20 protein-coding genes are annotated in these 25,742 nt (G+C 36.2%); 3 read left to right on the top strand and 17 right to left on the bottom strand.

Annotation, left to right across the window (positions count from 1 at the left end):
• Positions 1 to 71 precede the first annotated feature (71 nt).
• Positions 72 to 770, top strand: a complete 699-nt coding sequence (locus LAU42_RS04570; protein ID WP_224184508.1) for a transglycosylase family protein — start codon at positions 72 to 74, stop codon at positions 768 to 770.
• Between the two features lie 76 nt (positions 771 to 846).
• Here LAU42_RS04570 and lepB read toward each other — a convergent pair whose 3' ends face one another.
• From lepB to glgB, 9 genes are all read right to left on the bottom strand, one after another.
• Positions 847 to 1,431 (bottom strand): signal peptidase I, encoded by a 585-nt coding sequence (lepB, locus tag LAU42_RS04565; RefSeq protein WP_224184507.1) that lies wholly within the window; start codon positions 1,429 to 1,431, stop codon positions 847 to 849.
• A 98-nt stretch (positions 1,432 to 1,529) separates the two neighbouring features.
• Positions 1,530 to 2,540, bottom strand: coding sequence for a PTS sugar transporter subunit IIC (locus LAU42_RS04560; protein ID WP_224184506.1), 1,011 nt, complete (start codon positions 2,538 to 2,540; stop codon positions 1,530 to 1,532).
• A 240-nt stretch (positions 2,541 to 2,780) separates the two neighbouring features.
• Positions 2,781 to 3,878, bottom strand: coding sequence for a DUF1648 domain-containing protein (locus LAU42_RS04555; RefSeq protein WP_224184505.1), 1,098 nt, complete (start codon positions 3,876 to 3,878; stop codon positions 2,781 to 2,783).
• Between the two features lies 1 nt (position 3,879).
• The gene (locus LAU42_RS04550) at positions 3,880 to 4,251 is read right to left on the bottom strand and encodes a GntR family transcriptional regulator (protein ID WP_224184504.1); all 372 of its coding nucleotides are present in this window, start codon (positions 4,249 to 4,251) and stop codon (positions 3,880 to 3,882) included.
• A gap of 132 nt (positions 4,252 to 4,383) precedes the next feature.
• Positions 4,384 to 6,786 (bottom strand): glycogen/starch/alpha-glucan phosphorylase, encoded by a 2,403-nt coding sequence (locus LAU42_RS04545; protein ID WP_224184503.1) that lies wholly within the window; start codon positions 6,784 to 6,786, stop codon positions 4,384 to 4,386.
• 10 nt (positions 6,787 to 6,796) lie between these two features.
• Positions 6,797 to 8,197: a glycogen synthase gene (locus LAU42_RS04540; RefSeq protein ID WP_224184502.1), complete on the bottom strand. Its 1,401-nt coding sequence runs from the start codon at positions 8,195 to 8,197 to the stop codon at positions 6,797 to 6,799.
• A gap of 19 nt (positions 8,198 to 8,216) precedes the next feature.
• Positions 8,217 to 9,320 carry a glucose-1-phosphate adenylyltransferase subunit GlgD gene (gene glgD, locus LAU42_RS04535; protein ID WP_224184501.1) on the bottom strand — a complete coding sequence of 368 codons (1,104 nt, stop codon included), beginning with the start codon at positions 9,318 to 9,320 and terminating at the stop codon, positions 8,217 to 8,219.
• On the bottom strand, positions 9,320 to 10,474 hold the full coding sequence (locus LAU42_RS04530) for a glucose-1-phosphate adenylyltransferase (protein WP_478337326.1): 1,155 nt from the start codon (positions 10,472 to 10,474) through the stop codon (positions 9,320 to 9,322). Before LAU42_RS04530 ends, glgD begins: the two co-directional genes overlap by 1 nt.
• Positions 10,475 to 10,485: 11 nt before the next feature.
• Positions 10,486 to 12,420 carry a 1,4-alpha-glucan branching protein GlgB gene (gene glgB / locus LAU42_RS04525; RefSeq protein WP_224184499.1) on the bottom strand — a complete coding sequence of 645 codons (1,935 nt, stop codon included), beginning with the start codon at positions 12,418 to 12,420 and terminating at the stop codon, positions 10,486 to 10,488.
• Positions 12,421 to 12,621: 201 nt separating this feature from the next.
• Here glgB and pulA point away from each other — a divergent pair, with 201 nt between their 5' ends.
• Both pulA and LAU42_RS04515 read left to right on the top strand, forming a co-directional pair.
• The gene (pulA, locus tag LAU42_RS04520) at positions 12,622 to 14,655 is read left to right on the top strand and encodes a type I pullulanase (RefSeq protein WP_224184498.1); all 2,034 of its coding nucleotides are present in this window, start codon (positions 12,622 to 12,624) and stop codon (positions 14,653 to 14,655) included.
• An 82-nt stretch (positions 14,656 to 14,737) separates the two neighbouring features.
• Positions 14,738 to 16,378 (top strand): phospho-sugar mutase, encoded by a 1,641-nt coding sequence (locus LAU42_RS04515; protein WP_224184735.1) that lies wholly within the window; start codon positions 14,738 to 14,740, stop codon positions 16,376 to 16,378.
• A 65-nt stretch (positions 16,379 to 16,443) separates the two neighbouring features.
• On the opposite strand, the gene LAU42_RS04510 is transcribed toward LAU42_RS04515, so the two are convergent.
• From LAU42_RS04510 to LAU42_RS04475, 8 genes are read right to left on the bottom strand one after another with little or no spacing between them, the layout of a single operon-like run.
• The gene (locus LAU42_RS04510) at positions 16,444 to 17,160 is read right to left on the bottom strand and encodes a hypothetical protein (RefSeq protein ID WP_224184497.1); all 717 of its coding nucleotides are present in this window, start codon (positions 17,158 to 17,160) and stop codon (positions 16,444 to 16,446) included.
• A 57-nt stretch (positions 17,161 to 17,217) separates the two neighbouring features.
• Positions 17,218 to 17,829, bottom strand: a complete 612-nt coding sequence (pyrE, locus tag LAU42_RS04505) for an orotate phosphoribosyltransferase (RefSeq protein ID WP_224184496.1) — start codon at positions 17,827 to 17,829, stop codon at positions 17,218 to 17,220.
• Positions 17,819 to 18,517 (bottom strand): orotidine-5'-phosphate decarboxylase, encoded by a 699-nt coding sequence (pyrF, locus tag LAU42_RS04500; protein WP_224184495.1) that lies wholly within the window; start codon positions 18,515 to 18,517, stop codon positions 17,819 to 17,821. The genes pyrE and pyrF overlap by 11 nt, the downstream gene beginning before the upstream one ends.
• A complete protein-coding gene (locus LAU42_RS04495) occupies positions 18,514 to 19,431 on the bottom strand; it encodes a dihydroorotate dehydrogenase (RefSeq protein WP_224184494.1) in 918 nt (305 codons plus the stop codon). Before LAU42_RS04495 ends, pyrF begins: the two co-directional genes overlap by 4 nt.
• Positions 19,428 to 20,186: a dihydroorotate dehydrogenase electron transfer subunit gene (locus LAU42_RS04490; RefSeq protein WP_224184493.1), complete on the bottom strand. Its 759-nt coding sequence runs from the start codon at positions 20,184 to 20,186 to the stop codon at positions 19,428 to 19,430. Before LAU42_RS04490 ends, LAU42_RS04495 begins: the two co-directional genes overlap by 4 nt.
• An 11-nt stretch (positions 20,187 to 20,197) precedes the next feature.
• Complete coding sequence (gene carB / locus LAU42_RS04485) at positions 20,198 to 23,371, bottom strand: carbamoyl-phosphate synthase large subunit (RefSeq protein WP_224184492.1); 3,174 nt, start codon at positions 23,369 to 23,371, stop codon at positions 20,198 to 20,200.
• Entirely contained in the window at positions 23,364 to 24,458 is a 1,095-nt protein-coding gene (locus LAU42_RS04480; RefSeq protein WP_224184491.1) for a glutamine-hydrolyzing carbamoyl-phosphate synthase small subunit, read from the bottom strand. The genes carB and LAU42_RS04480 overlap by 8 nt, the downstream gene beginning before the upstream one ends.
• Positions 24,451 to 25,734: a dihydroorotase gene (locus tag LAU42_RS04475; RefSeq protein WP_224184490.1), complete on the bottom strand. Its 1,284-nt coding sequence runs from the start codon at positions 25,732 to 25,734 to the stop codon at positions 24,451 to 24,453. The genes LAU42_RS04480 and LAU42_RS04475 overlap by 8 nt, the downstream gene beginning before the upstream one ends.
• Between the last annotated feature and the right edge of the window lie 8 nt (positions 25,735 to 25,742).

The following is a 25,742-nucleotide window of genomic DNA, read 5'->3' as shown; positions in this document are numbered from 1 at the left end:
CAATCAATTATTCGATTGGCAAAACTTAAAATTAAAAATTAATTTAGAAATTAACTGGAGGATTTTATATAATGAAAAAAGCAATTATGACTTCATCTTTAGCATTAGCATTAGGCGTAACAGGAGTATCAGCATCTCACGCAGATGCAGCAGAAACAACACAACAAACTCAAGTTAACAAAGCAGAGTTAGCAAACTTAGCTTTAAACAACCCATCAGCTTTAAATGAAAACCCGGTACACAAAGGTGCATACCATTATGAGTTTTCAAAAGATGGATATAACTTCAATTTCGAGTCAAATGGTGCATACTGGACATGGGAATACAAATACACTGGCGCAGCTGATTCAGAAGTATTCAGCTCAGTTGTAAACAATAACTTCAAACAAGAAGCTCCGGCTGTTCAAGCACAAGCACCTGTAGCTCAAGCACCAGCTCAAACGTATGCAGCACCTAAAGCACAAAACTATCAAGCACCTCAAACTTATAAAGCACCAGCTCAAAGCTATCAAGCTTCAACTGGTTCTAATGTTCAAGTAAACGATCATTTAAAATTAATTGCTCAACGTGAATCAGGTGGAAATATTCGTGCAATCAACCCTACTTCAGGAGCAGCAGGTAAATATCAATTCTTACAATCAACTTGGGATTCAGTAGCTCCTGCAGGTTGGGTTGGTAAATCACCAGCATCAGCACCAGAATACATTCAGGATCAAGCAGCTGTAAAATTATATAACACTGCTGGCCCATCACAATGGGTAACTGCATAATAAAAAACTGAGACGAATGTCTCAGTTTTTCTTTTAATAAAGTCCCGGGATAACTCATCCCGGGACTTTATTATTTCTATTTATTTACTGAATCAAAATTTGATTCATAAAAATCGGTTGCAAATGCATTGATCGGCCATATACGTAATGAAACTTTTCCTACGACGTCGCTTTTATTAATAAGTCCTAACTCTCTTCTACTATCAAGACTAACTTCACGATTATCGCCAAGCACTAAATATTTTCCTTCTGGAATTGTATTACTGCCATTTGAATTTACTAAAGTATCTACCGAAAAATCATCTGTTAATTTTTCATTTGTTTTGTTCTGACGATTTTCCTTCAAATAATCTTCCTGAACGAATTTACCATTTATGTAAAGCTTGTCATCTTTGTACACTACCGTATCACCAGGTTTACCAACTAAACGCTTAATATAATCATTATTCGTATCCGTATGGAATACGATAATGTCTCCTCTATCAATACTGTCCAAACGCGTTGAAATCTTATTTATTATGACACGTTCTTTATCTTTAAATGTTGGATACATAGAGTCCCCATTTACCGAATACGTCGCAAATAAGAATGTATGTACAATCATAAATACGATAACTGCAACAACTATCGATATTACCCATTCTTTAATCTCTTTTAACATATACTATCTCCTTATATAAAAATTCTATACTATTATAACACTAATATTATATAAAAAGATATTCTCACACGGTCATACTTTAGATGTATAACTGCACATTATAAGAACTCTGCTTTCCTGCGCAATGGATATGACTTGAATATGCGACTACCGATGAGCCCTACAATTAAACAAATAATTGCAATAACGCTACCCCATCCGATAATTTGCAGCGGATCATTGAAACCAAACATTACTAAAAATCCGGCTAATGGACTCGCAGTACCAGGTGCATCGTTAATCATTCCAGAGTGTGCAATCACCATACCAGCAAGTGCACCTCCGATAAAGTTACACGAATATATCGGTACTGGGTTTAAAGATATAATATCTGCCTGTGATAATGGTTCGATTCCAACAGCTACGATAGAAGCACGATCGCCCAACTTCAATTTATAGAACATTGTAGAATTAATAAATGCTGAACTGAATGATACCATAGCCGCTATTGCCATCGGTAACCCTGTTAGTCCGAGTAATGCAGTTAACGCCATCGAACTCAGTGGTGCTGTTCCAACAACTGTAATAATACCACCAAGTACAAATCCCATAATAAGTGGACTTGCTTCTGTCGATTGCTGTATAACATCTCCAATTTTAATTAATGTATTATTCACCAAAGGTGTAACAAGCATTGCAAGCATTCTTGCAAGTGGTGCAATAAAGATAATGCCTACAATTAAATCAACACCTTCAGGTACATATTTTTCTGCATACTTCATAATATAACCAACAACATAACCTGCAACGAATCCTGGTAATAAATCAAGACCGCCACAACTCGCTGCAATAACGAGTGCATAAACAGGAGAAACACCGATAGATAATGCAACTAATCCAGCTGCAGCAACACCACCGAGACTTCCAGCTGTATCACCTAATTCTTCGAGAAACTTTATTCCAAATATATTGCCTACAACATATTTCTGAAATGCCTCGACAAGAAATGTTGCAATCGCTGCATTTGCTAATGCGCCCATTGCTTTCATACCAGATGGCGCTTTATACGTAAATAACGTAAACAACACGAGAACAAGAAGTAAGAAACCTGTTCCTATTAAAATATCCACAACAACAATCCCTTTCTGTTTTTATTATATATACACATGTCCTTTCTATAATAACAAATATTAGCTGTTAATTGTCATATTCTTTTTACACTTTTCAAAATTTTATTTTTAAAAAATTAAAAAAGCTAAGCATTCGCTTAGCTTTTAACGATCACTGTCACAACATTTCAAATTACTTCACTGGAATATCCCGGTTTGATTTAAATTCACACATATCCCAGAACATATTAATGATTTAACTCAAGTCATAATAATCATTATCACAATTGGTATGATTGGAAACACAATGATCATAAATGAGATAAACCATGCAGCTGGTCTTGCCATATTAAGTGTCATTCCAAACTCAGAGACTTTTGGAACCCATACATTTTCATCCTCTTTATTATAATAAAACAATCCCCATATATAATTTTTTTCGTTATGATACGGTGCTTTATCATTTAATGCAGCTGAGGCGCGATATTTCTTATCGTTACTGATTTGCTGAACAATACCGAAAACAACGACTACTATAGATATAAATATAATACTTTCCATTATATATGGCGGCATATATTCTTTACCGAACAATACAGGTCTTACGAGAATGAAGATAAATAAAATTGTCATAATAAAAGATATGACATGAAGTAACATTTCGTTATTGCGTTTTGTATTTGCCGCATATTTTTTCGAAGCTTCTTTATTCGCAGGATTGACATTTACCTGGTAGAAAGTTAACCCTTTACTTGAACCCCACAGTACAAATATCATAAACAGTGCCATACCTGCCGGGAAGAATACAGTAATTATGTTTTTATCGCTCCAATCATCCGGCACACCATTTAGTCCCCAGTGTGTCGCAATTGTATATGGAATTGTATGATAATTAATTGCGACATATATAACCGCTGCAAAAAGCATTAATAATTGTATTAAATAGAAGTATGATGTCGTCGAATTTTCTCCATCCATTAAACTTGTATCAACAGCTTTATACATTTTAATGTTTGCCATCCAGTCTTCTTTCTCTTTTAAAAACCTCATCTGATTAAAAGCACTTCTATATATCCATATCATTGCGATGATCAATAGAAATAACAGTAACGTAAATAGAATAAACGCCAATTCAGACTGTAAAATCGTCATTAAAATTAAATTAATAACAGCAAATAATATACTCATTATGAATACATTTCTTTTATACGTACGTGCAATATTCAAAACATTATTATCAGTACGTTTATCATCTGGCACATATACACTAAAAAGAATGTTGCGTCTAATATATCGTGCATTCAGTAAAAAAAGTAAACCAGTACAAAGTACAATAATCGTTGTAATTACGGCTTCCATATTATTCACGCTCCTCTAAAGTTTTTAATAATTCCGATACATCGAGCTGCTTACATTTTGCTTCATCTATTATTGGCTTTAAACGCTCCAGTAAATCTTCCTGTTCAGCTTTCGTCGCGGTCTTCAATGCATCCGGATGAATAATCGCACCTGACTTAGGCTGAACTAAGATTAACCCTTTATCTTCCAGATAGTGATATGCTTTATTCACAGTATGCATGTTTATTTGTAATCCACGCGCTAAACTTCTGCTTGAAGGCAAAGCATCATATGGCACTACGTTTCCTGATGCTATATTCGCAATAATCGCATTTGCAAGCTGCAAATATACAGGTGTTGTACTTTCTTCATTTAATTCAATATATATCGTCATACACCTCCATTTGTTATACGATTTATAGAACAGATTTTAATACAAAAAATATATGGTTGTTATACATTTAGTATAACAGATTGATGTAAAATTTCAACAAAAAAAATGAGACGATGCCGTCTCAGTTTTTGATTATTTCAACTTCCATATATCAGTTGCATATTGTTTAATCGTTCTATCACTTGAAAATGAACCAGACTTCATAATATTCATTAAACTCATCTGATTCCATTTCTTCTTATCCTGATATGTTGCCATCGCAGTAAGATGAATATCTACATAAGCATTGAAATCCTTCAATATAAAGTACGGATCATTATTCGTTAATATATGATAGTATAAATCATTAAACGCATAATCATGTCCGAACTGTTCATTAATAAGAGCATCCATCGCACTTTTCACACGTACATCTGTTTTATAAATGTCTTCGGCACGATACCCACCATTTAATTGATATTGGATTACTTCTTCTGAACTTAGTCCGAAAATAAATATATTTTCATTACCGACAAGCTCCGCAATTTCAACGTTTGCACCGTCCATCGTACCAAGTGTTATCGCACCGTTCATCATCATTTTCATATTACCAGTCCCCGATGCTTCCATCGATGCTGTTGAAATTTGTTCAGAAATTTCAGCTGCAGGCATAATGTCTTCTGCAAGTGTAACATTATAATTCTCTAAAAACACAACTTTAATTCGATCTGCGACATCGCTATCATGATTAACGACATTTGCGACTGCATGAATTAATTTAATAACTTCTTTCGCAATATGGTACCCTGGTGCTGCCTTCGCGCCGAATATAAATGTTCGTGGTTGAATTTTAATCGACGGTTTACGCTTAATTTCATTATATAAGTAAATAATGTGTAATAAATTCAGTAGTTGACGCTTATATTCATGAAGTCGTTTCACTTGTACGTCAAATACAGAAGTTGCATCAACTTCAATTCCCGTCTGCTTATATATCACTTCCTGTAATACTTGTTTATTGTGCAGCTTCACTTCTGCAAGTTGGTCTAAAAATGATGTATCGTTGTAATAACGCATCAGTTGTGTCAGTTCTCCAGGATATTTAATCCAGTTGTCTCCAATTGCATCATTTATAAGATGCGTTAACTTCGGGTTTGATACCATTAACCAGCGTCGATGTGTGATTCCGTTCGTTTTATTATTAAATTTCTCCGGTGTAATTTTGTAGAAATCATTGAATGTATGATCTTGAATAATTTGTGAATGCAGCGCAGCAACACCATTAACGCTGAATGATCCAACAATTGCAAGTTTACTCATATGTACAACGTCATGACTAATAACTGCAAGATCACTAATTTTATCACGCATATCAGGATGTTTATCATACACTTCTCTACAGAAACGTTCGTTTATTTCATTAATAATCATGAAAATTCTTGGGTTAACGCGGTTTACTTGAGATACAGGCCATTTTTCAAGTGCTTCCTGCATAATTGTATGGTTCGTATACGCAAATGTTTTCGTAACGATTTCCCATGCCGCATCCCAGCCTAATCCTTCTTCATCCATTAAAATACGCATCAGTTCAGGTATTCCGAATGTTGGGTGCGTATCATTAATTTGAATACAGTGATACTTATGGAATTCTGTAATCGGTAACTGATAACGTTCTTTATATTGTTTAATTAATGTCTGAATCGTAGAAGATACTAAAAAATATTGCTGTTTCAATCTTAGGAAACGGCCTTCTTCTGTTGAATCATCCGGGTATAAAAATCCTGAAATTCGCTCAACACTTTGCATATGTTCTAAACGATTCGAATAATCCGCATCAACTGTATCATTCGGTAATTCAGCACTCCATAATCTCAATTGATTAACAACGTCATTATCATAACCTACAACACCTACATCGTAAGGTACTGCAAGTACAGTTTCCTGATTTTTATAATTGAACTTTAAATTACCATCTGCTAATTGTTCAGCGGTCACTTCACCACCAAAATGAACATGAACTGCTTCTTCAATACGTCTCGTTTCCCATGGATATACTTCCTGTAACCAGTTATCCGGTAATTCGATTTGATTGCCATCAACGATACGCTGCTCAAATAATCCGTAGCGATAGCGTATTCCAAATCCATTACCCATATACCCAAGTGAAGCGATGGAATCAAGGAAACAAGCTGCAAGTCGTCCTAATCCACCGTTCCCAAGACCGGCATCATTCTCTTCACTGTATACTGCTTTCGGATCCTTTCCTAATTCGATTAACACTTCATTACATACATCAAGTAGTCCTGCATTGAGTAAATTGCTCTCAATCAGTCTTCCAATCAAAAATTCCATAGAAATATAGTTTATTTGACGTCGCTTTTGTTTAATATTATTTTGTTTCGTTTCTAAACCTGCCTGATTAATTTCATCTTTTAATAACGAACAAATCGCATAAAATAAATCGTTATTCATAGAGGCTTCTAATGTTGCTGTTCTTTTATTCGTCAACTTCATTTCTAACTTTTTACGAAATTCTGATTTAGTATAAGTTTTCATTGCAGTCTCCTTAATATAATTTTAAATATTTTTCAGCTGAAGCATCCCAACTATGGTTTACTTTAGTAATATTTTTAATTAGTGCTTTGTATTGATGATCATCATTAAAAATCTTCAATGAAGCCTTTAATCGATCCAGTAGTTCATGTGCATTATAATTTGCAAATGATAAACCTGTACCATCCAGCGTAATTTCATTAAAAGGTTGTACTGTATCTCTTAAACCACCAGTTTCACGTACGATTGGGATTGCGCGGTACTGTAATGCAATAAGCTGGCTCAGTCCACAAGGTTCAAATTTCGACGGCATAATAAAGAAATCACTCGCCGCATAGATGCGTCTTGAAAGCTGTTCATCAAAACCTCGGTAAAATATTACTTTGTCACAGTACTTTTCTTCAAGGTACTTAAAATAATCTTCAAATTCTTTGTCGCCATTTCCCATTATGACAAGTTGGATATCATTCTGGACAAACTCCTCCATAATTCTCATCACAAGATGCAGTCCTTTTTGTTCTACCATTCTCGTAATGATTGAATATAATGGCGTATCTGAATGAACCGGAAGCCCAAATTGCTCCTGCAGTGCGCATTTGTTCTGTCGCTTCTTATCGATCGAGCTTTTAAAGTTAACAGCGAGTGCTTTGTCATACAGTGCGCTATAATCTTTAACATCAATACCGTTAACAATCCCGACTAAATCTCGACTACGCATATTCAGTAAATCTTCAAGCCCTTCTCCGTAATATGGCGTCCTAATCTCCTCTGCATAACTCGGTGAAACCGTAGTTATCTTGTCTGCATGAAAAATGGCTGCTTTCATTAAATTCAGCATACCGCCCCACTCAAACCCTGCAAAGTGAATGCGATCAAGGTTAAATAAATTCTCAAACGCATCATACATCAATAAACCTTGATATTTAAGGTTATGAATCGTGAATACCGTTTTTATGCTTTGTACCGGCTTTTTTATATTACAAATTGCAACTGCTGCACCTGCCTGCCAGTCATGACCGTGTAATACATCAGGTTTATAATCTCCTCGATATATAAACTCAATGACTGCATTAGAAAAATATACAAATCGTTCACCATCATCACCGTAACCATAAAGCGCATCACGACTGAAATAGTGCATATTGTCTACAAAGTAATACATAATGCCGTTTAATTTTAATGATAGTATACGTGTGTACTGGAAGCGCCATCCGACTTGTGTCTGGAAAACCATTTCTTCTTTTAGTTGAGCACGATACGATTCGTTCAGATCTTTGTACAGCGGTAAAATGACGCGTACTTCGCATTCGCCCGTTCGTTCCAGATATTGCGGTAAACTACCGATAACATCAGCAAGTCCACCAGACTTAAAAAATGGTGTACATTCCGATGCAACAAATAGTACTTTTTTCATATTTTTATCCCATCTTTCGTTAAATAGTCTGACGTTTCGCTACGACAAATGGTTTATCACAAGAACCGATGAGTTTTTGATTGCTGTTGACGATAACATCTTTATCTAATATGACATTTTCTAAAACGGCACCTTCTTTAATATGACAGTTCGTCATAATAATAGAATTTTTAATCGTTACACCTCGTTCAACACACACACCTCGATATAATATGCTGTTTTCAACATGGCCTTCTATTTCACAACCATTCGCGACCGTTGAATTGTGAACAGTGCAATCTCCACTATATTTCGTTGGAGGTTGATTTGAAATTTTTGTCTTAATGCGATTTTCTTTCATAAAAATCGCCTTATAGCGTTCAGGATTAAGAATGCGTAAATTATTTTTGTAAAATGATTTAAGGGAATTGATATACATCGTTTCCTCATCAATATCATAAAACGAAACATTTAAAGCATCTATTCTTTCTAATATGCCATTAAAGAAGAAGTTTTCCTTATAGTTCTGTATACAGAAATCCATCACTTCAAATAGTTTCTCCTTCTTAATGATATACGTACCTGTAAAAACATGATGGTGGTCGTTATCATGATTAATATACGTGACTTTCGTACCTTCATGATGTACACGGAGTAACGGTTGATGCATCTCTTCAAGCTCATTTATATGTTCAGAAATTAATGTAACATCTGCTTCACTTTCAATATGATGTTTGTATGCATCTTTAAAGTCTGTATTCGCGATAAACTGTGATCCTGAAATAATAACATCTGTTGCATTACTTCTCAGGAAGAAATCACGGTTATTATGAAAATGTCTTAACTCACCTCGTGAATAATCAGAAGGATCATGCCAGTCAGGTGGCAGCACGAATAATCGTGATTTTCGATCGTCAAGTCCGAAATTATCTCCATTTTCAAGATGGTCGAGTAGCGAACGATACTTCTGGTTAACGAATATCGCAACTTCATCCACACATGAATTTACGATGTTTGACAGACTGAAATCAATTAATCGATAACGTCCTGCAAAGGGAACACTTGCGCCATTTCTAAAGTATGTTAATTCTTCAAGATATTCATGTTCATTTGATAAATTAATTAATCCCATTAATGTGCGCATTATGCTTCACCTCCAGTAAATTCATGAATATTATTTTTTCCGACAACAATAGGTTCATCCGCTTCAGAACCGTCAATGACAATACCATCTTCTATTTTTAGATTATCCATTATGATTGCTTTTTTAATTGTACAATTTTTTCCGATTTCAGTTTTCGGATGAATGATTGCATCAACAACTTGTGAACCTTCTCCAACTGTAACTTCACTGAATAAAATCGAATGATTCACATGACCGAAAATAAATGACCCCGGGCAAACGAGTGAATTGTCGATATCCGCATTTTTACCGATATACTGCGGCGGTAAATTCTCTTCATGTGAATATGTTGGCCAAGTTTTACTGTTTAAAAGTTCCTTTAAGTCTTCGTCCAGCAAATCCATATTCGCTTCCCAATATGACTGGATTGTTCCGACATCCTTCCAGTATCCATCAAAACGGTACGCATATAGACGTTTATGATCATGTAACATTTTCGGAATAATGTCATGTCCGAAATCATGATCTGAATTTTCATCATTTTCATCAGCAATTAAGTATTCACGTAAAATGCGCCAGTTAAAAATATATATTCCCATCGATGCCAAATTATTTTTCGGGACTTTCGGTTTTTCATCAAACTCATATATCTTTAAATCTTCTTCAGTGTTTAATATTCCAAATCTGCTTGCTTCTTCAATCGGTACTTCAATTACTGAAATTGTAGCATCCGCCTGATTCTCTTTATGAAAATCAAGCATTTTCTGATAATCCATCTGATATATATGATCCCCTGAGAGAATAAGTAAATATTCAGGGTCATATTGATCGATAAAATGAATATTTTTCGTAATCGCGTCTGCAGTCCCTTCAAACCACGAAGCACCTTCCTGATTTGCAAACGGTGCGAGAACAGAAACGCCGCCATTTTCTTTGTCTAATGACCACGGTTTACCGAGACCTATATGACGATTTAACATAAGCGGTGCATACTGAACGAGTACACCGACTGTCGTAATGTTTGAGTTAGATAAATTACTTAATGTAAAATCAATGATCCTATACTTTCCACCGAACGGTACTGCTGGTTTTGCAATATTTTTTGTAAGCTGACCTAACCTTGAACCTTTACCACCTGCTAATAACATCCCTACTACTTCATTTGCCATTGTCATCAATCCTCATTTTATATTTTTTGCAATTTCTTTTTCGTTTTTCTTTCTTTCACTTTTTTATAAATTACAAATCCAAACGGTGGAACTTTCACGCGAATTGAATGTTCAAAACCATTTGTCGCGTTTTGTTGTGAGAATAAATACTTATGAATAATCTGATGTGATCCACCATACTGTTTATGGTCTGAGTTGAAGTATTCCTTATATTTACCCGGCTGATCTACAGCGAGCGGGAAATCATAATATACATTCGGTGAGAAATTTAAAATAATGATTAAACTCTCACCATTACGATCTGTGCGGATATAGCTTGCAATGTTTTCACTGTTGTTATCTGCATCAATCCATTTGAAACCAGATTGCACATAATCAAGTTCAAACAATGCACGTTCTTTCTTATAGAGATGATTTAAGTCCTTTACATATGTCTGTAAGCCATGATGTATCGGATAATCGAGTAAAAACCAGTCTACTTGTTCTTTATCTTTCCATTCTGCATACATACCAATTTCGCTTCCCATGAAATTCAGTTTCTTGCCGGGTTGTGTTAACTGATATCCATATAATAGTCTATATTGCGCAAACTTTCGCCACTGGTCGCCCGGCATTTTATCGAGCATGCTTAGTTTACCGTGAACGACTTCATCATGTGAGAATGGTAGTATAAAGTTTTCATCGTATCGATACATCATCGGAAAATTAATCAGTTTATGATGATGCTGTCGCTCTATTGGATCAAGTGCCATATAATTTAACGTATCATGCATAAACCCGAGATCCCACTTGAAATTAAAGCCGAGTCCGCCATCTTTAACAGCAGTTGTAACAGTTTTCATTTTTGAGGAATCTTCTGCAATCATCAATGTATGCGCATTATTTCTGAACACTTCCGTATTCAATTTCTGTAAAAATGCTATTGCTTCTTTATTAATAGACGTGCCGTCATCATTATAAATGCGCTCATGTTCATCGTAATTCTCAAAATTTAAATCTGTCATTGAATGGACAGCATCGACACGTAACCCATCAATATGATATTCATTAATCCAGAATAAAGCGTTTGAAATAAGAAAACTCTGCACTTCTGTACGACCGAAGTCAAATGTTAACGTCCCCCAACCACGTTTCTCAGCACGATATGCATCCTGATGTTCATATATAGGTGTGCCATCAAATAATCGTAATCCATGATCATCTTTACAGAAATGTGCGGGTACCCAGTCAAGGATTACACCGATATTATTACTGTGACACATATCAACAAAGTATTTAAAATCCTGAGGCGTTCCGAATCTCGATGTTGGTGCATAGTAACCTGTCACTTGATATCCCCACGATAAATCGAATGGATGTTCACTAATCGGCATAATTTCAATATGTGTGTAACCCATTTCCTTTACGTATGGAATTAATGTGTCCGCCATTTCCTTATAAGTAAAATGTGTTCTGTCTGTATATGAATCAATGGATTCATCTTCGTGGCGTTGTACATCATGTTTCTTCCACGTACCGAGATGCACTTCATATATATTTATAGGTTTGTCATACGGGTCACACTTTTTCCTTTGCCACGCATCATCCGTCCACTCATAAGATGTATTTGTAACAATTGATGCAGTATTCGGTCTTCGTTCTGCATAAAATGCATAAGGATCAGATTTATAAATTGTATTCCCGGACGATGTAATAATCTTATACTTATAAACAGTATTTAAACTTAATGCAAACGTACCGGTGAAAAGTCCACTATCGGGTATTTTTGTAAGTTCAAAGTTTTCTCCGGTCCAATCGTTTTCATCTGTTGCAACATAGACGTGCTGCGCATTTGGGGCCCACACTGTAAATGTTGTATCATTTTGTTCACCATTGAAATGGGCACCCATAAATTGATATGAAGCATAATGTGTTCCTTGATGAAATAAATATGTATCTAATTGTGTAACCATCTCACGCCTCCATTCCTTTACCATTTTCATTATAATTGAAAAATGTGAATGATGTGTTAATTTAACATTATAAAATGTTAAATTATTTCAGATTATATACAATACCCATTCAAATGAAAAATATTACTTAAAGTTTCAAAATAAAAGATTTTATATCTTATTATGAACACGTTATAATGTAAAGCGATTAGGAGGGTGGTTATGATACAGGCTTATATCGATGATTTCTGTTTAATCACATTTATTTCAGATAAACCATTAACGAAAGCGCCAGTGCTTATTCATGACAGAAGTAATATGATGAAAGAGATTCACATACTACATGCAGAAAAGTGCATTCAAAAATTTGAACTGAGTCGTCCGATACATTTAAATAAAGCAAGTTTTGTAGAATATGACAACGAAATTTATCCACTATATATCGGGGCTATTACACGTACTGAAGCATTTGAACAAAAGTACGATGCATCTGAAGAAACATTAGGTTCAACCGTTCATGAAAACAACACGACATTTTCAGTCTGGTCACCAGTTGCACAATCGATTCGCGTTATGACTGCACAAGGTGCATATATAATGCAGCGCAAACAAAATGGCACGTATTCAGTAACAGTACCGAAAAATTTACACGGTGTTTCATATCAATACGAAGTAACGATGAATCATCAAGTGAAATACATTAATGACCCTTATGCAAAAGGCTTAACAATAAACGGTAAAAAAAGTCTCGTCATAGATTTCCAGCAAATAAAGTCGTTTGACAGTACATTTATGCAAACACAAAAAGAAGATGTAAGTATATATGAACTGCACGTCAGAGATTTCTCAATGCATCCAAATAGCGGTATTAAACATGCGGGTAAGTTAATCGGTTTAATTGAAGAAAACACAAAAACGAATACTGGGCATACGACCGGATTTGATTATATAAAAAGTCTCGGCATATCACATATTGAGCTTTTACCAATTAATGATTTTGCACGCGTCGATGATATACATTTTGAAGAACATTATAACTGGGGGTACGACCCTGAATATTATCAGACGATAGATGGCAGTTATTCAGTCGTCCCTGAGAATCCAATAGTGCGCATTGAAGAGTTAAAACAAGTCGTTCAGAAATATCATCAATCTGGTATCGGTGTTATTCTTGATGTCGTTTTCAATCATGTATTTAAAAGAGAAACATCCCCTTTTGAACAACTCGTTCCGGGTTATTATTTTCGTTATCATGATGATGGTACTTTAAGTAACGGGACTGGTGTAGGAAATGATATTAAAACTGAACGTATTATGATGCAAAAGTTTATTCTCGAAACGATTGATTATTATATGGATACTTTTAAAATTGACGGCTTCAGATTTGATTTAATGGGCGTTATCGATATTACGACGATGCAGTTAATTGAAAAACGTACGCAAGAGAAAAATCCATATTCCTTTTTATTAGGTGAAGGATGGCACTTAAACAGTGCGATGCCTGATATATTAAAGACGACGCATGATAAAGCTCGATTTGTTAAGAATATTCACTTCTTTAATGATGAATTTCGGGATACTTTAAAAGGCAATAACTTTGATTTGAAGGATCGGGGTTACTTTAACGGAAAAGGTAGATATTATGAACGTATGTTTCAATTATTTACCGGTAATCGTTCAGTCATACCCGCTGAACAATCTATCAATTATGTTGAAGTACATGATAACCATACACTATTCGATCGTATTAATTTTACGACGCATAAAGATATTGACTACCAGCACCGTATACAACAGATGGCGACCATTTTTACAATACTTGCGCATGGTACACCATTCATTCATGCTGGTCAGGAGTTTTATCGTACGAAATACGGTCATGGGAACACATATAATTTAAGTGATTTTATCAATCGTATCGACTGGAATAGACGGATTAAATATGACAGCCATATTAAATGTATAACGAAAGCCCTGCAAATAAAAAAGCAGTTTCCAGTGTTTAAATCACACAACTATTTGAAACGTATTATTCAGCTGAATATCGAACAACCATTACTCGGCATTTTACTATTTGATCGTAAAACAGAGTTCATATTACTGTTCAATCCTACGAAACTGAATCATACAATCAATTTACCGAGAAACGGTACATATGAAATCAGTTTATCAAATGTTGAAACAGACATCGGAACAATTCAACACGAAGTAACACTGTTACCGTACCAATGTATATTGCTTAAGAAAGAACTATAATGCAATACGATATCAGTAGTTAAATATTTGATTTCATGCTTTAATAGAATTAATAAATATAGAGGAGATGGCACAATTGAGTATACAGAAGTCTTGGGAAACTTATATTGATAATAGTTTAATAAGTAGTACGCAATATGCATCACTTTCAGAGCAGGAAAAACAGGATGGTTTTCTCGGTAATTTAGCATTTGGTACTGCTGGCATTCGCGGTAAAATTGGGCTGGGGCCAAACCGATTGAATAAATATACCGTTCAAAAAGTAGCAACTGGTTTAGCTAAATATTTAATTTCTGTTAAAGCTAACCCTTCTGTCGTCATCGCTTATGATACGAGACATTTATCACCTGAGTTCTGTGATACAATTGCAGAAGTTTTAGGTCATTACAATGTTAAAACATATATATTTGACCGTTACCATACGACACCTGAATTATCATTTTCAGTCCGACACTTACAGACAGATGCAGGTGTAATGATCACAGCGAGTCATAACCCACCAGAATATAATGGTATTAAAATTTATGGTCCAGACGGAGGACAGATGGCACTTGAAGCTTCTCAGCGTGTCAGTCAGTTTATCGATGAAATTGACGATGTTTTCTCTTTACCTTTCGAAAATAAATCACAGCTAATTGAAAGTGGTTTAATAGCATATGTGCAGCAAGAAGTCATCGATGCATATAAGAATGAAGTATTGAAACTCGTGAAAGAAATTCCGGAAAGTGATTTAAAAGTCGTTTTCACGAGTCTTCATGGTACGAGTGTACCGATTGTCCCGGAAATATTAGATGCGCTGAATTTTACGCAATATGAAATTGTGTCTGAACAAGCCATTCCTGATGCTGACTTCACTTCTGTAAAATCTGCGAATCCTGAAGATCACGATGCATTTGATATGGCGGTTGCATATGCGAAACAATCAAACGCAGATTTATTAATTGCAACGGATCCTGATGCAGACCGTATGGGAATTGTCGCACAAGTGAATGGACAGTTCCATTACTTTAACGGGAATCAGATTGGTGCGCTTCTCTTAAGTGATCGTATTCGATCAACAGCGCACATTCAAAACAGAGCGGCAGTGAAATCAATTGTGACGAGTGAACTTGGACGTAAGATAGCTGAAGCGAATGATGTTACAATGTTCGATGTATTAACAGGATTCAAATTCATCGCAGAAAAAATTGCACAGTTTGAAGCGAATAATGATTACAATTATATATTCGGATATGAAGAAAGTTACGGCTTTATGGCCGGACCGTTCGTTCGAGATAAAGATGCCGTACAAATTGTGCCGCTCATTATTAAGCTTGCAAGTACACTTAAAAACAATAATTTAACTATCGTTGATGAGATGCATGACATTTATCAAAAGTACGGTAAATATGAAGAAAAGCTGTTTGCACATACATTTGATGGACAATCAGGTGCGCAACATATTGCACAAATTATGAAAGATGCACGCAATAGTTTCCCAACTGAAATTGCCGGTTTAAAAGTAACACAAGTTGATGATTATTTAGCACAAACACGCTATGTCGGTAATGAAACGCATCCGATTGATCTACCGCAAGCAAATGTTCTGAAATTTCATTTTGACAACGGTTGGATTGCATTACGTCCTTCAGGTACAGAACCTAAAATTAAACTATACGTTTCACTCATTAGTGACGATATAGAGACTTTAGCAAATAACATAAACGATATATTCTTTAAATAATTTTAAAAACCCTGATGAAAACATCAATTGATGTTTTCACCAGGGTTAATTTGATATAGAACACTTTATTCCATCGGCACAAATTTAAAGAAGTTGAGCCAGGTCATATCTCGCGTTATATAAATATACGTGACCATAATAACAATGAAAATGATCTGAAGCGGAAAAACATCGATTTCAACTTTACTCATCTCTTTATATGTAAAGAAAAGTTTAATCGGAACAATCATAATTATAAGAAAACGAATCGTATAAAAAATCATTACAATATCCGGATACGTATAAATACTGACAAGCTCAAGCAATATAAAAAAGTTGTATAACGTATAATAACTAATCGTATCTACAAACACTTTATAAAAATTATTCGTACGATTTAATGCAAGCATCTGAATCAAATATGTCATTAAAATTGCCACAAGCGCAAATGTACCACCACTTATAACATAGTTTAACCCTTCTGCATTATTGAACATTCTTAAATGAAATGCTCCGAGCAAATATAGCATCAGTAAAAAGATTCCGAAATTCATCAATGCAAAATAAAAATATTTACTACTTTTTTGATTATCAATAATTTTATTTGGCATTACAAATGATCGATATGCATAATTTAAAAATGAATCAATACGATAATCAAATTCTTTAATTGGGCGTTTTACTTGTGCAACTAATTTTGCACGTTTGCTTTTCTTTTTAGAAACTGTACCTTTCTGATGTGCATACGGCTGCTTTGATTGTTCATCCGTAATAAAGTTATTAATATGATCCCATTTTCCCATATTTTCACCTCAAAAAAACTGCTTAATGTAAGTATACATTAAACAGTTTTAATTTGCTTATAAGTTATCGCGCCAGTTGATTAATCCTTCAATATCACTCGCTTCAATTTTACCAGTTTCACTTGCCACTTCTACTAAACTATCAAAGTCTGATAATGTATAATATTCGTAGCCCGCACTTTTTAATCGTTCTTTCCCTTTGCTTAACCCGTATGTAAATATTGCAACGATGCCTAATACATCCGCACCGTGCGCTTTTAACGCATCTGCAGCTTCAATCGCTGAACCCCCAGTAGAAATTAAATCTTCTACTACAACGACTTTCTGACCTTCTAATACTCGGCCTTCAATTTGATTGCCTTTACCGTGCTTTTTGCTTGATGAACGGACATAACTCATCGGTAAATTCATCTTCTGAGATGTATATGCTGCGTGTGGAATACCTGCTGTAGCAGTTCCTGCTAACACTTCTGCATTACTGAAATGCGTTTCAATTATTGATTTTAAACCTTCAGCAATTTGATCACGGACTTCCGGATAACTCATCGTTAAACGGTTATCACAATAAATCGGGCTTTTAATACCAGATGACCATGTAAACATATCATTGGGTTGTAATGATACAGCTTCAATGTCAAGTAATGCTTTTGCGATTTCTTTATTTAACATTTAATTCCCACGCTTTCTTAATTTGTTTATATTTCTCAACTGGATTTGCGTCATTAGTAATGGAACGTCCAACAACGATATGCGTTGAACCATGTTCTCTAGCAAATTCAGGTGTCGCTACACGCACTTGATCACCTTTAGCATCAGTAAGTGTACGAATACCAGGTGTCACCTTCAGGAATGATGTCCCTAGTGCATCTCTAATCATTGCACTTTCGTTCGCTGAACACACAACACCGTCGAGGCCAGATTTCTGAGCCAACGTTGCATAGTTTAATATACTGTCATTTATTGAAGACTGAATGTTCTGTTCCTGTTGCATCATGTGTTCTGAAGTACTTGTCAGCTGTGTAACTGCAATAAGTGACGCAGTACTGCCACTGTCACGTAATCCTTCAAGTGCACGCTGCATCATAATAGAACCTCCTGCTGCATGTACATTCACCATCTGAATATCAAGTTTTCCTACACCTTTCATCGCCTGACCAACCGTATTTGGAATATCATGCAACTTTAAATCTAAAAAAATTTCATGACCTTGATTACGAATTTCTTTAATGATATCAGGACCATTCTGTAAATATAGTTCCATCCCTACTTTAACAAACAACGATTCTTCGAAAGGACTTAAAAAATTTCTGACAGCATCCATATCTTTAAAATCTAATGCGATAATCGGTTTACTCATTTAACTGCCTCCTGTGTACGACCTTTTAATTCATGAATATGATGAACACCTAATTTATCTAAAAGATTTGGTAATGCATCAATAATATCTTTGCAAACCGTTGGGTTCTGGAAGTTAGCTGTACCAACCGCAACCGCATCTGCACCAACTGAAATATAGTCGATAACATCCTGTGCTTCTGTGACACCACCCATAGCGATAATTGGAATATTCGGTAATGCGCGACGCACTTCATAAACCATTCGCATCGCAACTGGTTTAACAGCAGGGCCACTTAATCCACCGATTACGTTAGAAATAATTGGAGCACCTGTTTTTTCATTGATTCTTAATCCTACTAACGTATTAATCATCGTAATACCGTCCGCATATTCAGCAACTGCTTTCGCCATATCTACTATGTTTGTAACATTCGGAGAAAGCTTGACGTATACAGGAACGCTTGAAACGGCTTTAACTTTACGTGTTAATTCTTTAGCTGTTTCAGGGTCTGTTCCAAACTGTATACCGCCTTCTTTAACGTTTGGACAAGAAATATTTAATTCAAGTGCACATACATTTGGAGATTTTGAAATCTTTTCAGCAACTTCTACATAATCTTCAACTTTAGATCCTGCAACGTTTGCGATAATTGGTGTTTCAAATTGTTCCAGCCACTTCAGTTCGTGCTGAATAATATGGTCCACACCTGGGTTCTGCAGTCCTATCGCATTGATCATTCCGCTAGACGTTTCTGCAACACGCGGCGTCGGATTTCCGAATCTGCGTTCTGGTGTCGCTGCTTTAATCATTATTGCACCAAGTTCGTTTAAGTCCATAAACTGGGCATACTCTTTACCAAAAGCAAAACATCCACTTGCAGGCATTACTGGATTTTTTAACTTTAAACCTGGCAATTCAACATTTAATCTCATAGTGCAAGTGCCCCTTTCTCAAATACTGGGCCATCCGTACAAATCTTCACGTAGCCATCTTCATTATCCGCTTCACATACACATGCATAACATGCACCGATACCGCATCCCATACGCTCTTCTAATGATACGTATCCAGGCGTATTCGGTAAAGTTTCCTGAATTGCCTTAATCATGACGATTGGACCACATGTGTAGAACGTATCATAGTCCACCGGTAATGCTTGAATAACATCAGTTACAAAACCTTTTGTACCGTAAGTACCATCGACTGTTGCAACATGTGTCTTACCAAGCGCTTCAAAAGCATCAATATAAAACATATCATCAGCCGACTGAAAGCCGAGCACGTGGATTGTTTTAATGCCACGTGCATTTAATTGCTTAGATAGTTCATATAACGGTGGTACACCGATACCTCCACCGATGAGTAATGCCGTTTTTTGTGTAGCTTCAACTGGAAAACCATTACCAAGAGGCGCTAATATGTCTACTGTATCTCCTGATTTCAGTTGTGATAACTGCATTGTACCTTTACCTTCAGCTCGATATAAACATGTTAAAGTCTGCGCCTGTTGATCTACTGAGCAGATAGAAATTGGACGTCTCAGCATAAACTCTGAACTGTTCCCAACACGTATATGCACAAACTGACCAGGTGTAGTCATATTTTTCGTAATATCACCTTGTAAAACGATTTCGAATATATTTCTTGCGATACTTGTTTGTTTAACGACTCGCATTTCTTCCTGCATCAATAGACCCCCTACATTTGATTCATATTAAATGTCATGCTTTCAATGACTTCAAGTAATGCACGTGCTGTATCAAGTGATGTTAAACATGGTACACCATTATCAACTGAATCACGACGAATCTGGAAGCCATCACGTTCAATTTGTTTACCTTTTGTCATTGTATTGATGACGATTTGTACATGTCCATCACGAATAACATCCAGTAAGTTAAATTCGCTTCCAATCTTACTCACTTCCACTACAGGAATATCATTCTCCTGAAGTAATTTCGCTGTACCACTTGTTGCCATAATACGATACCCTACTTCATGGAAACGCTTTGCAAGTCCAAGCGCTTCAGCTTTATCTTTATCCGCAACTGTAATGAGTACAGTTCCGTGATCCTTCACTTGCAGACCGCTTGCTACAAGCCCTTTATAAAGTGCTTTTTCTAACGTCATATCTTTACCCATAACTTCTCCTGTAGATTTCATCTCAGGACCAAGTGTTATGTCAACATTTTTAAGTTTAGAGAAACTAAATACCGGCGCTTTTACATAAACACCTTCTTTGTAAGGAACAAGTCCATCTTTGTAACCTTTCGATGCTAACGTTTCACCTAATATAGCTTTCATCGCTAAGTTTGCCATCGGTACGTCGGTAATTTTACTTAAAAATGGTACTGTACGACTTGCACGTGGGTTTACTTCAAGTACGAATACTTCATCATTACTAATAACATATTGAATGTTCAGTAACCCTTTAATCTCTAATCCATGTGCTAAACGCTTCGTATAATCTTCCAGCGTCGCAATTTGCTTTTCAGTTAATGTTTGCGGTGGATATACTGCAATAGAGTCACCAGAATGGACACCAGCGCGTTCTATATGTTCCATAATACCTGGAATTACGACCGTCTCACCGTCACAAATAGCATCGACTTCAATTTCCTTACCTGTTAAATATCTATCAATTAATACAGGGTGCTCAGGACTCGCTTTAACAGCTTGTGTCATGTAGTTTACAAGTTCTGCTTCATTATATACGATTTCCATCGCACGTCCACCAAGTACGTATGAAGGGCGTACAAGAACCGGATAACCGATAAAGTTCGCATTCGCAACTGCTTCTTCAACAGATGTTGCAGTTTTCCCTAATGGTTGTGGGATTTCAATCTTCTGCATTAACGCTTCGAATTCTTTACGGTCTTCGGCGCGGTCTAAGTTTTCTAAAGATGTACCTAATACTTTAACGCCATATTTCGTTAATTTATCTGCTAAGTTAATTGCCGTTTGACCACCGAACTGAACAACGACACCTTCAGGTTGTTCAAGATTAATAATATTCATTACATCTTCTTCTGTTAAAGGTTCGAAGTATAATTTATCTGAAATTGAGAAGTCAGTAGATACCGTTTCAGGGTTGTTGTTAATAATGATTGCTTCATACCCTGCTTCACGAATTGCCCATACAGCATGTACTGTTGCGTAATCAAACTCTACCCCTTGACCGATACGAATTGGACCAGATCCAAGTACGACAACTTTCTTCTTATGTGATCGTATAGATTCATTTTCAGTTTCATACGTTCCATAGAAATAAGGTGTATTCGATTCAAATTCAGATGCACATGTATCTACCATTTTATATACTGGTAAAATATTATTTTCATGACGTAAATCATATATTTCTTTTTCTGTCATGTTCCAGCGATGTGCAATAACTCTATCACTGAAGCCATATTTTTTCGCCCAGATTAAACGGTCAATATCACCAGCATTTTCTTTTAAATCATGTTCGATATCGATAATGTGCTGGAATTTATTTAAGAAGAAATAATCAATTTTTGTCATTTCATGAATTTCTTCCAATGTCACTCCACGACGAATTGCTTCTCCGATAAAGAATAAACGTTCGTCATCCTGTTCACCGATACGGCGTTTAATAAAGTCAAGTTCAAATTGATCACCATTTGGTAAACCTAAATGGTGTACGCCGTATTCTAACGAGCGAATTGCTTTAAGCAGTGACTCTTCATACGTACGACCGATTGCCATTACTTCACCAGTTGCTTTCATTTGTGTTCCAAGTACACGTTCACCTTTTTCAAATTTATCAAACGGGAAACGAGGAATTTTAGAAACAACATAGTCCAGTGCCGGCTCAAATGCTGCATAGCTTGTACCTGTTACAGGGTTCATCATTTCATCGAGTGTTAATCCTACAGCAATTTTCGCTGCAAGTTTCGCGATTGGATAACCTGTTGCTTTAGACGCAAGTGCTGACGAACGTGATACACGTGGATTCACTTCAATGATGTAGTAATTAAATGAATGTGGATCTAATGCTAACTGTACGTTACATCCACCTTCAATTCCTAATGCACGAATAATTTTTAATGATACGTTACGCAGCATATGATATTCTTTATCAGCAAGTGTCTGACTCGGCGCAACAACAATCGAATCTCCTGTGTGAATGCCGACAGGGTCAATGTTCTCCATGTTACATACTACGATTGCATTATCGTTTGAATCGCGCATTACTTCGTACTCTATCTCTTTATAACCTGCAATTGATTTTTCGATTAAACATTGTGTCACAGGCGAATACTTTAATCCGTTTGTAACGATTTCAATTAATTCTTTTTCATCGTGACAAATACCGCCACCTGTTCCACCCATCGTAAATGCCGGACGAACGATAACCGGGTATCCAATACTCGTTGCAAAGTCTATCGCTTGCTGTACTGTGTTTACGATATCACTTTCAGGAACTGGTTCTCCTAATTCATTCATTAAATTACGGAATAAATCACGGTCTTCGGCCTGCTCAATAGATGATAATTTCGTTCCTAGTAATGTTACGTTGTTCTCTTCTAATATACCTGCTTCATGTAACTGGACAGCCATATTTAAACCTGTTTGTCCACCTAATGTCGGAAGTAAAGCATCCGGTTGCTCTTTACGAATAATTCGTGCAACGAAATCTAATGTTAACGGTTCAATGTACACTTTATCTGCAATTTCAGTATCTGTCATAATTGTTGCAGGATTTGAGTTTACGAGTATTACTTTATACCCTTCTTCTTTAAGTGCAAGACACGCTTGAGTTCCCGCATAGTCGAACTCAGCAGCTTGTCCGATAATAATCGGACCCGAGCCAATTACAAGAATCGATTTAATATCATTACGTTTAGGCATTTGTGACACGCTCCTTATTTTCTTTCATTAAGTCAATAAACTGGTCGAATAAATAGTTTGGATCATGTGGTCCTGGTGAAGCTTCTGGATGATACTGTACTGAGAATGCAGGTAATGTTTTATGTTTAACACCTTCTACAGTACCGTCATTTAATGCAATATGTGTAATTTCTAAATCAGTGTTTTTAACTGATTCAGGATCTACTGCATAACCATGGTTTTGAGATGTAATTTCAATCTTACCTGTTGCTAAGTTTTTAACAGGGTGGTTCGCACCGCGGTGACCGAATTTCATCTTGAATGTCGTTGCACCACAAGCAAGTGAGAATAATTGATGTCCAAGACAAATTCCGAAGAATGGTACTTTTCCTAAAATACCTTTAATCATCTCAATTCCTTCAGTAACGACTTCAGGGTTTCCTGGTCCGTTTGATAACATCACACCGTCAGGTCTTAATCTTAAAATTTCTTCTGCAGTTGTTGTATATGGCATAACGGTTACGTCACATCCACGCAAGTTTAATTCACGTACAATGTTTTCTTTCTTTCCGAAGTCAATCAGTACGACGCGTAAATCATGCCCCGTTGAAATATATGGACTTTTCGTCGAAACTTGTGCAACTTCATCCGTCGGTAAAACTTCTGTTTTTAAACGTTCAATCGTCGCATCAATATCTTTTTCCTCGTTAATGATCGCTGCTTTCAGCACACCATGCTGACGAATAATACGCGTTAACTTTCTCGTATCGACACCATCAATTCCCGGTACATCATAATTTTTTAACGTTTCATCAAGCGTCGCCATATTTCGGAAGTTACTCGGTAATTCACATGCTTCACGTACGACCATACCTTTAAGTGATGGATTTAATGTTTCGAAATCGTCACGATTAATTCCATAGTTTCCGATTAAAGGATACGTAAATGTAATAATCTGACCTGTGTATGATGGATCAGATAATGTTTCCTGATAACCTGTCATTGCAGTGTTAAATACAATTTCACCTACTACTTCTTTATCGCTACCGAATCTGTATCCTTTAAATGTTGTACCATCTTCTAATACTAGAAATCTTTGTTTACGCATGTTGCCCCTCCTGATATGCAATTTGTCCTTCGACTAAAGTTAATTTAACGTTACCGTATACGCGTTCACCGATAAATGGTGTGTTGCTTGATTTAGATAAGAAATCTTCAGCTTTAATTTCATACGCTTCATCTAAATCGATAACTGCGATATCTGCAATACTTCCTACTTCAAGTGCTTTACCATAAGGTAATCCGAATACTTCTCCAGGTTTCACCGCTAAATAATCGATAAGTTGTGCAAGTGTCCAGTCACCATTTTTAACAAACTTCGTATACAGTAATGGGAACGCCGTTTCACTTCCAACAATACCAAATGGTGCTTTTGTCATCGACTGATTCTTCTCATCTGCTGCATGCGGTGCGTGGTCTGTTGCGATAAAATCAATTGTGCCATCTAGTAATGCTTCAATTAATGCTTGATGATCCTCTGTGCTTCTTAAAGGTGGATTCATCTTTAATATCGCATCATCTTCTGTAATTGCCGTTTCATTTAATAGTAAGTGGTGTGGGGTAACTTCTGCTGTTACACGAATGCCGGCACGCTTAGCATCGCGTATTACACGCACACTTTCTTTACTTGATACGTGACATACGTGATAATGGCAGTCTGCTGCTTCGGCTAAGAGTACATCACGTGCAATCTGAACCGCTTCACATATCGATGGTATACCAGGAATGTTAAGTGCACGTGATACTTCACCTTCGTGCATCGCGCCTCCATAAATGAGTGAATTATCTTCACAATGTGCAACGATTGCCATATCTAGTTTTGCTGCCTGCTGCATCGCTTCATACATTACTGATGCAGTTTGTACACCGACACCATCATCTGTGAATGCGAATGCTCCGTGTTCTTTTAAAGCTTTAAAGTCTACTAAATTTTTACCAAGCTGACGTTCTGTAATTGATGCGTAAGGTAATACACGCACTTTTGCATTTTTCTTAATCGATTCATTCAATGCATCTATATGTTCTACACTATCAGGTACTGGTCTTGTATTTGGCATCGGACATACAGTCGTAAACCCACCGCGTGCTGCAGCGCGTGTACCTGTTTCAATCGTCTCCTTATGTTCGCCCCCAGGTTCTCTTAAATGAACATGAACATCGACGAAACCTTGTGTTACAAACTTGCCATCAAGATCTATAATTTCTGAATTATAAACGTTTAACTGCTCACCCATTTCAGTAATTTTACCGTCTTCAATGCGAATATCCTTTGTAACAAGTTCACCATTTACTAATACTTTTCCGCCTCTTAATAATGTTGACATATTAAACA

It is taken from the genome of Macrococcus armenti (assembly GCF_020097135.1).
Classification (GTDB): domain Bacteria; phylum Bacillota; class Bacilli; order Staphylococcales; family Staphylococcaceae; genus Macrococcoides; species Macrococcoides armenti.
This window is presented reverse-complemented; position numbering and strand designations above follow the sequence as displayed.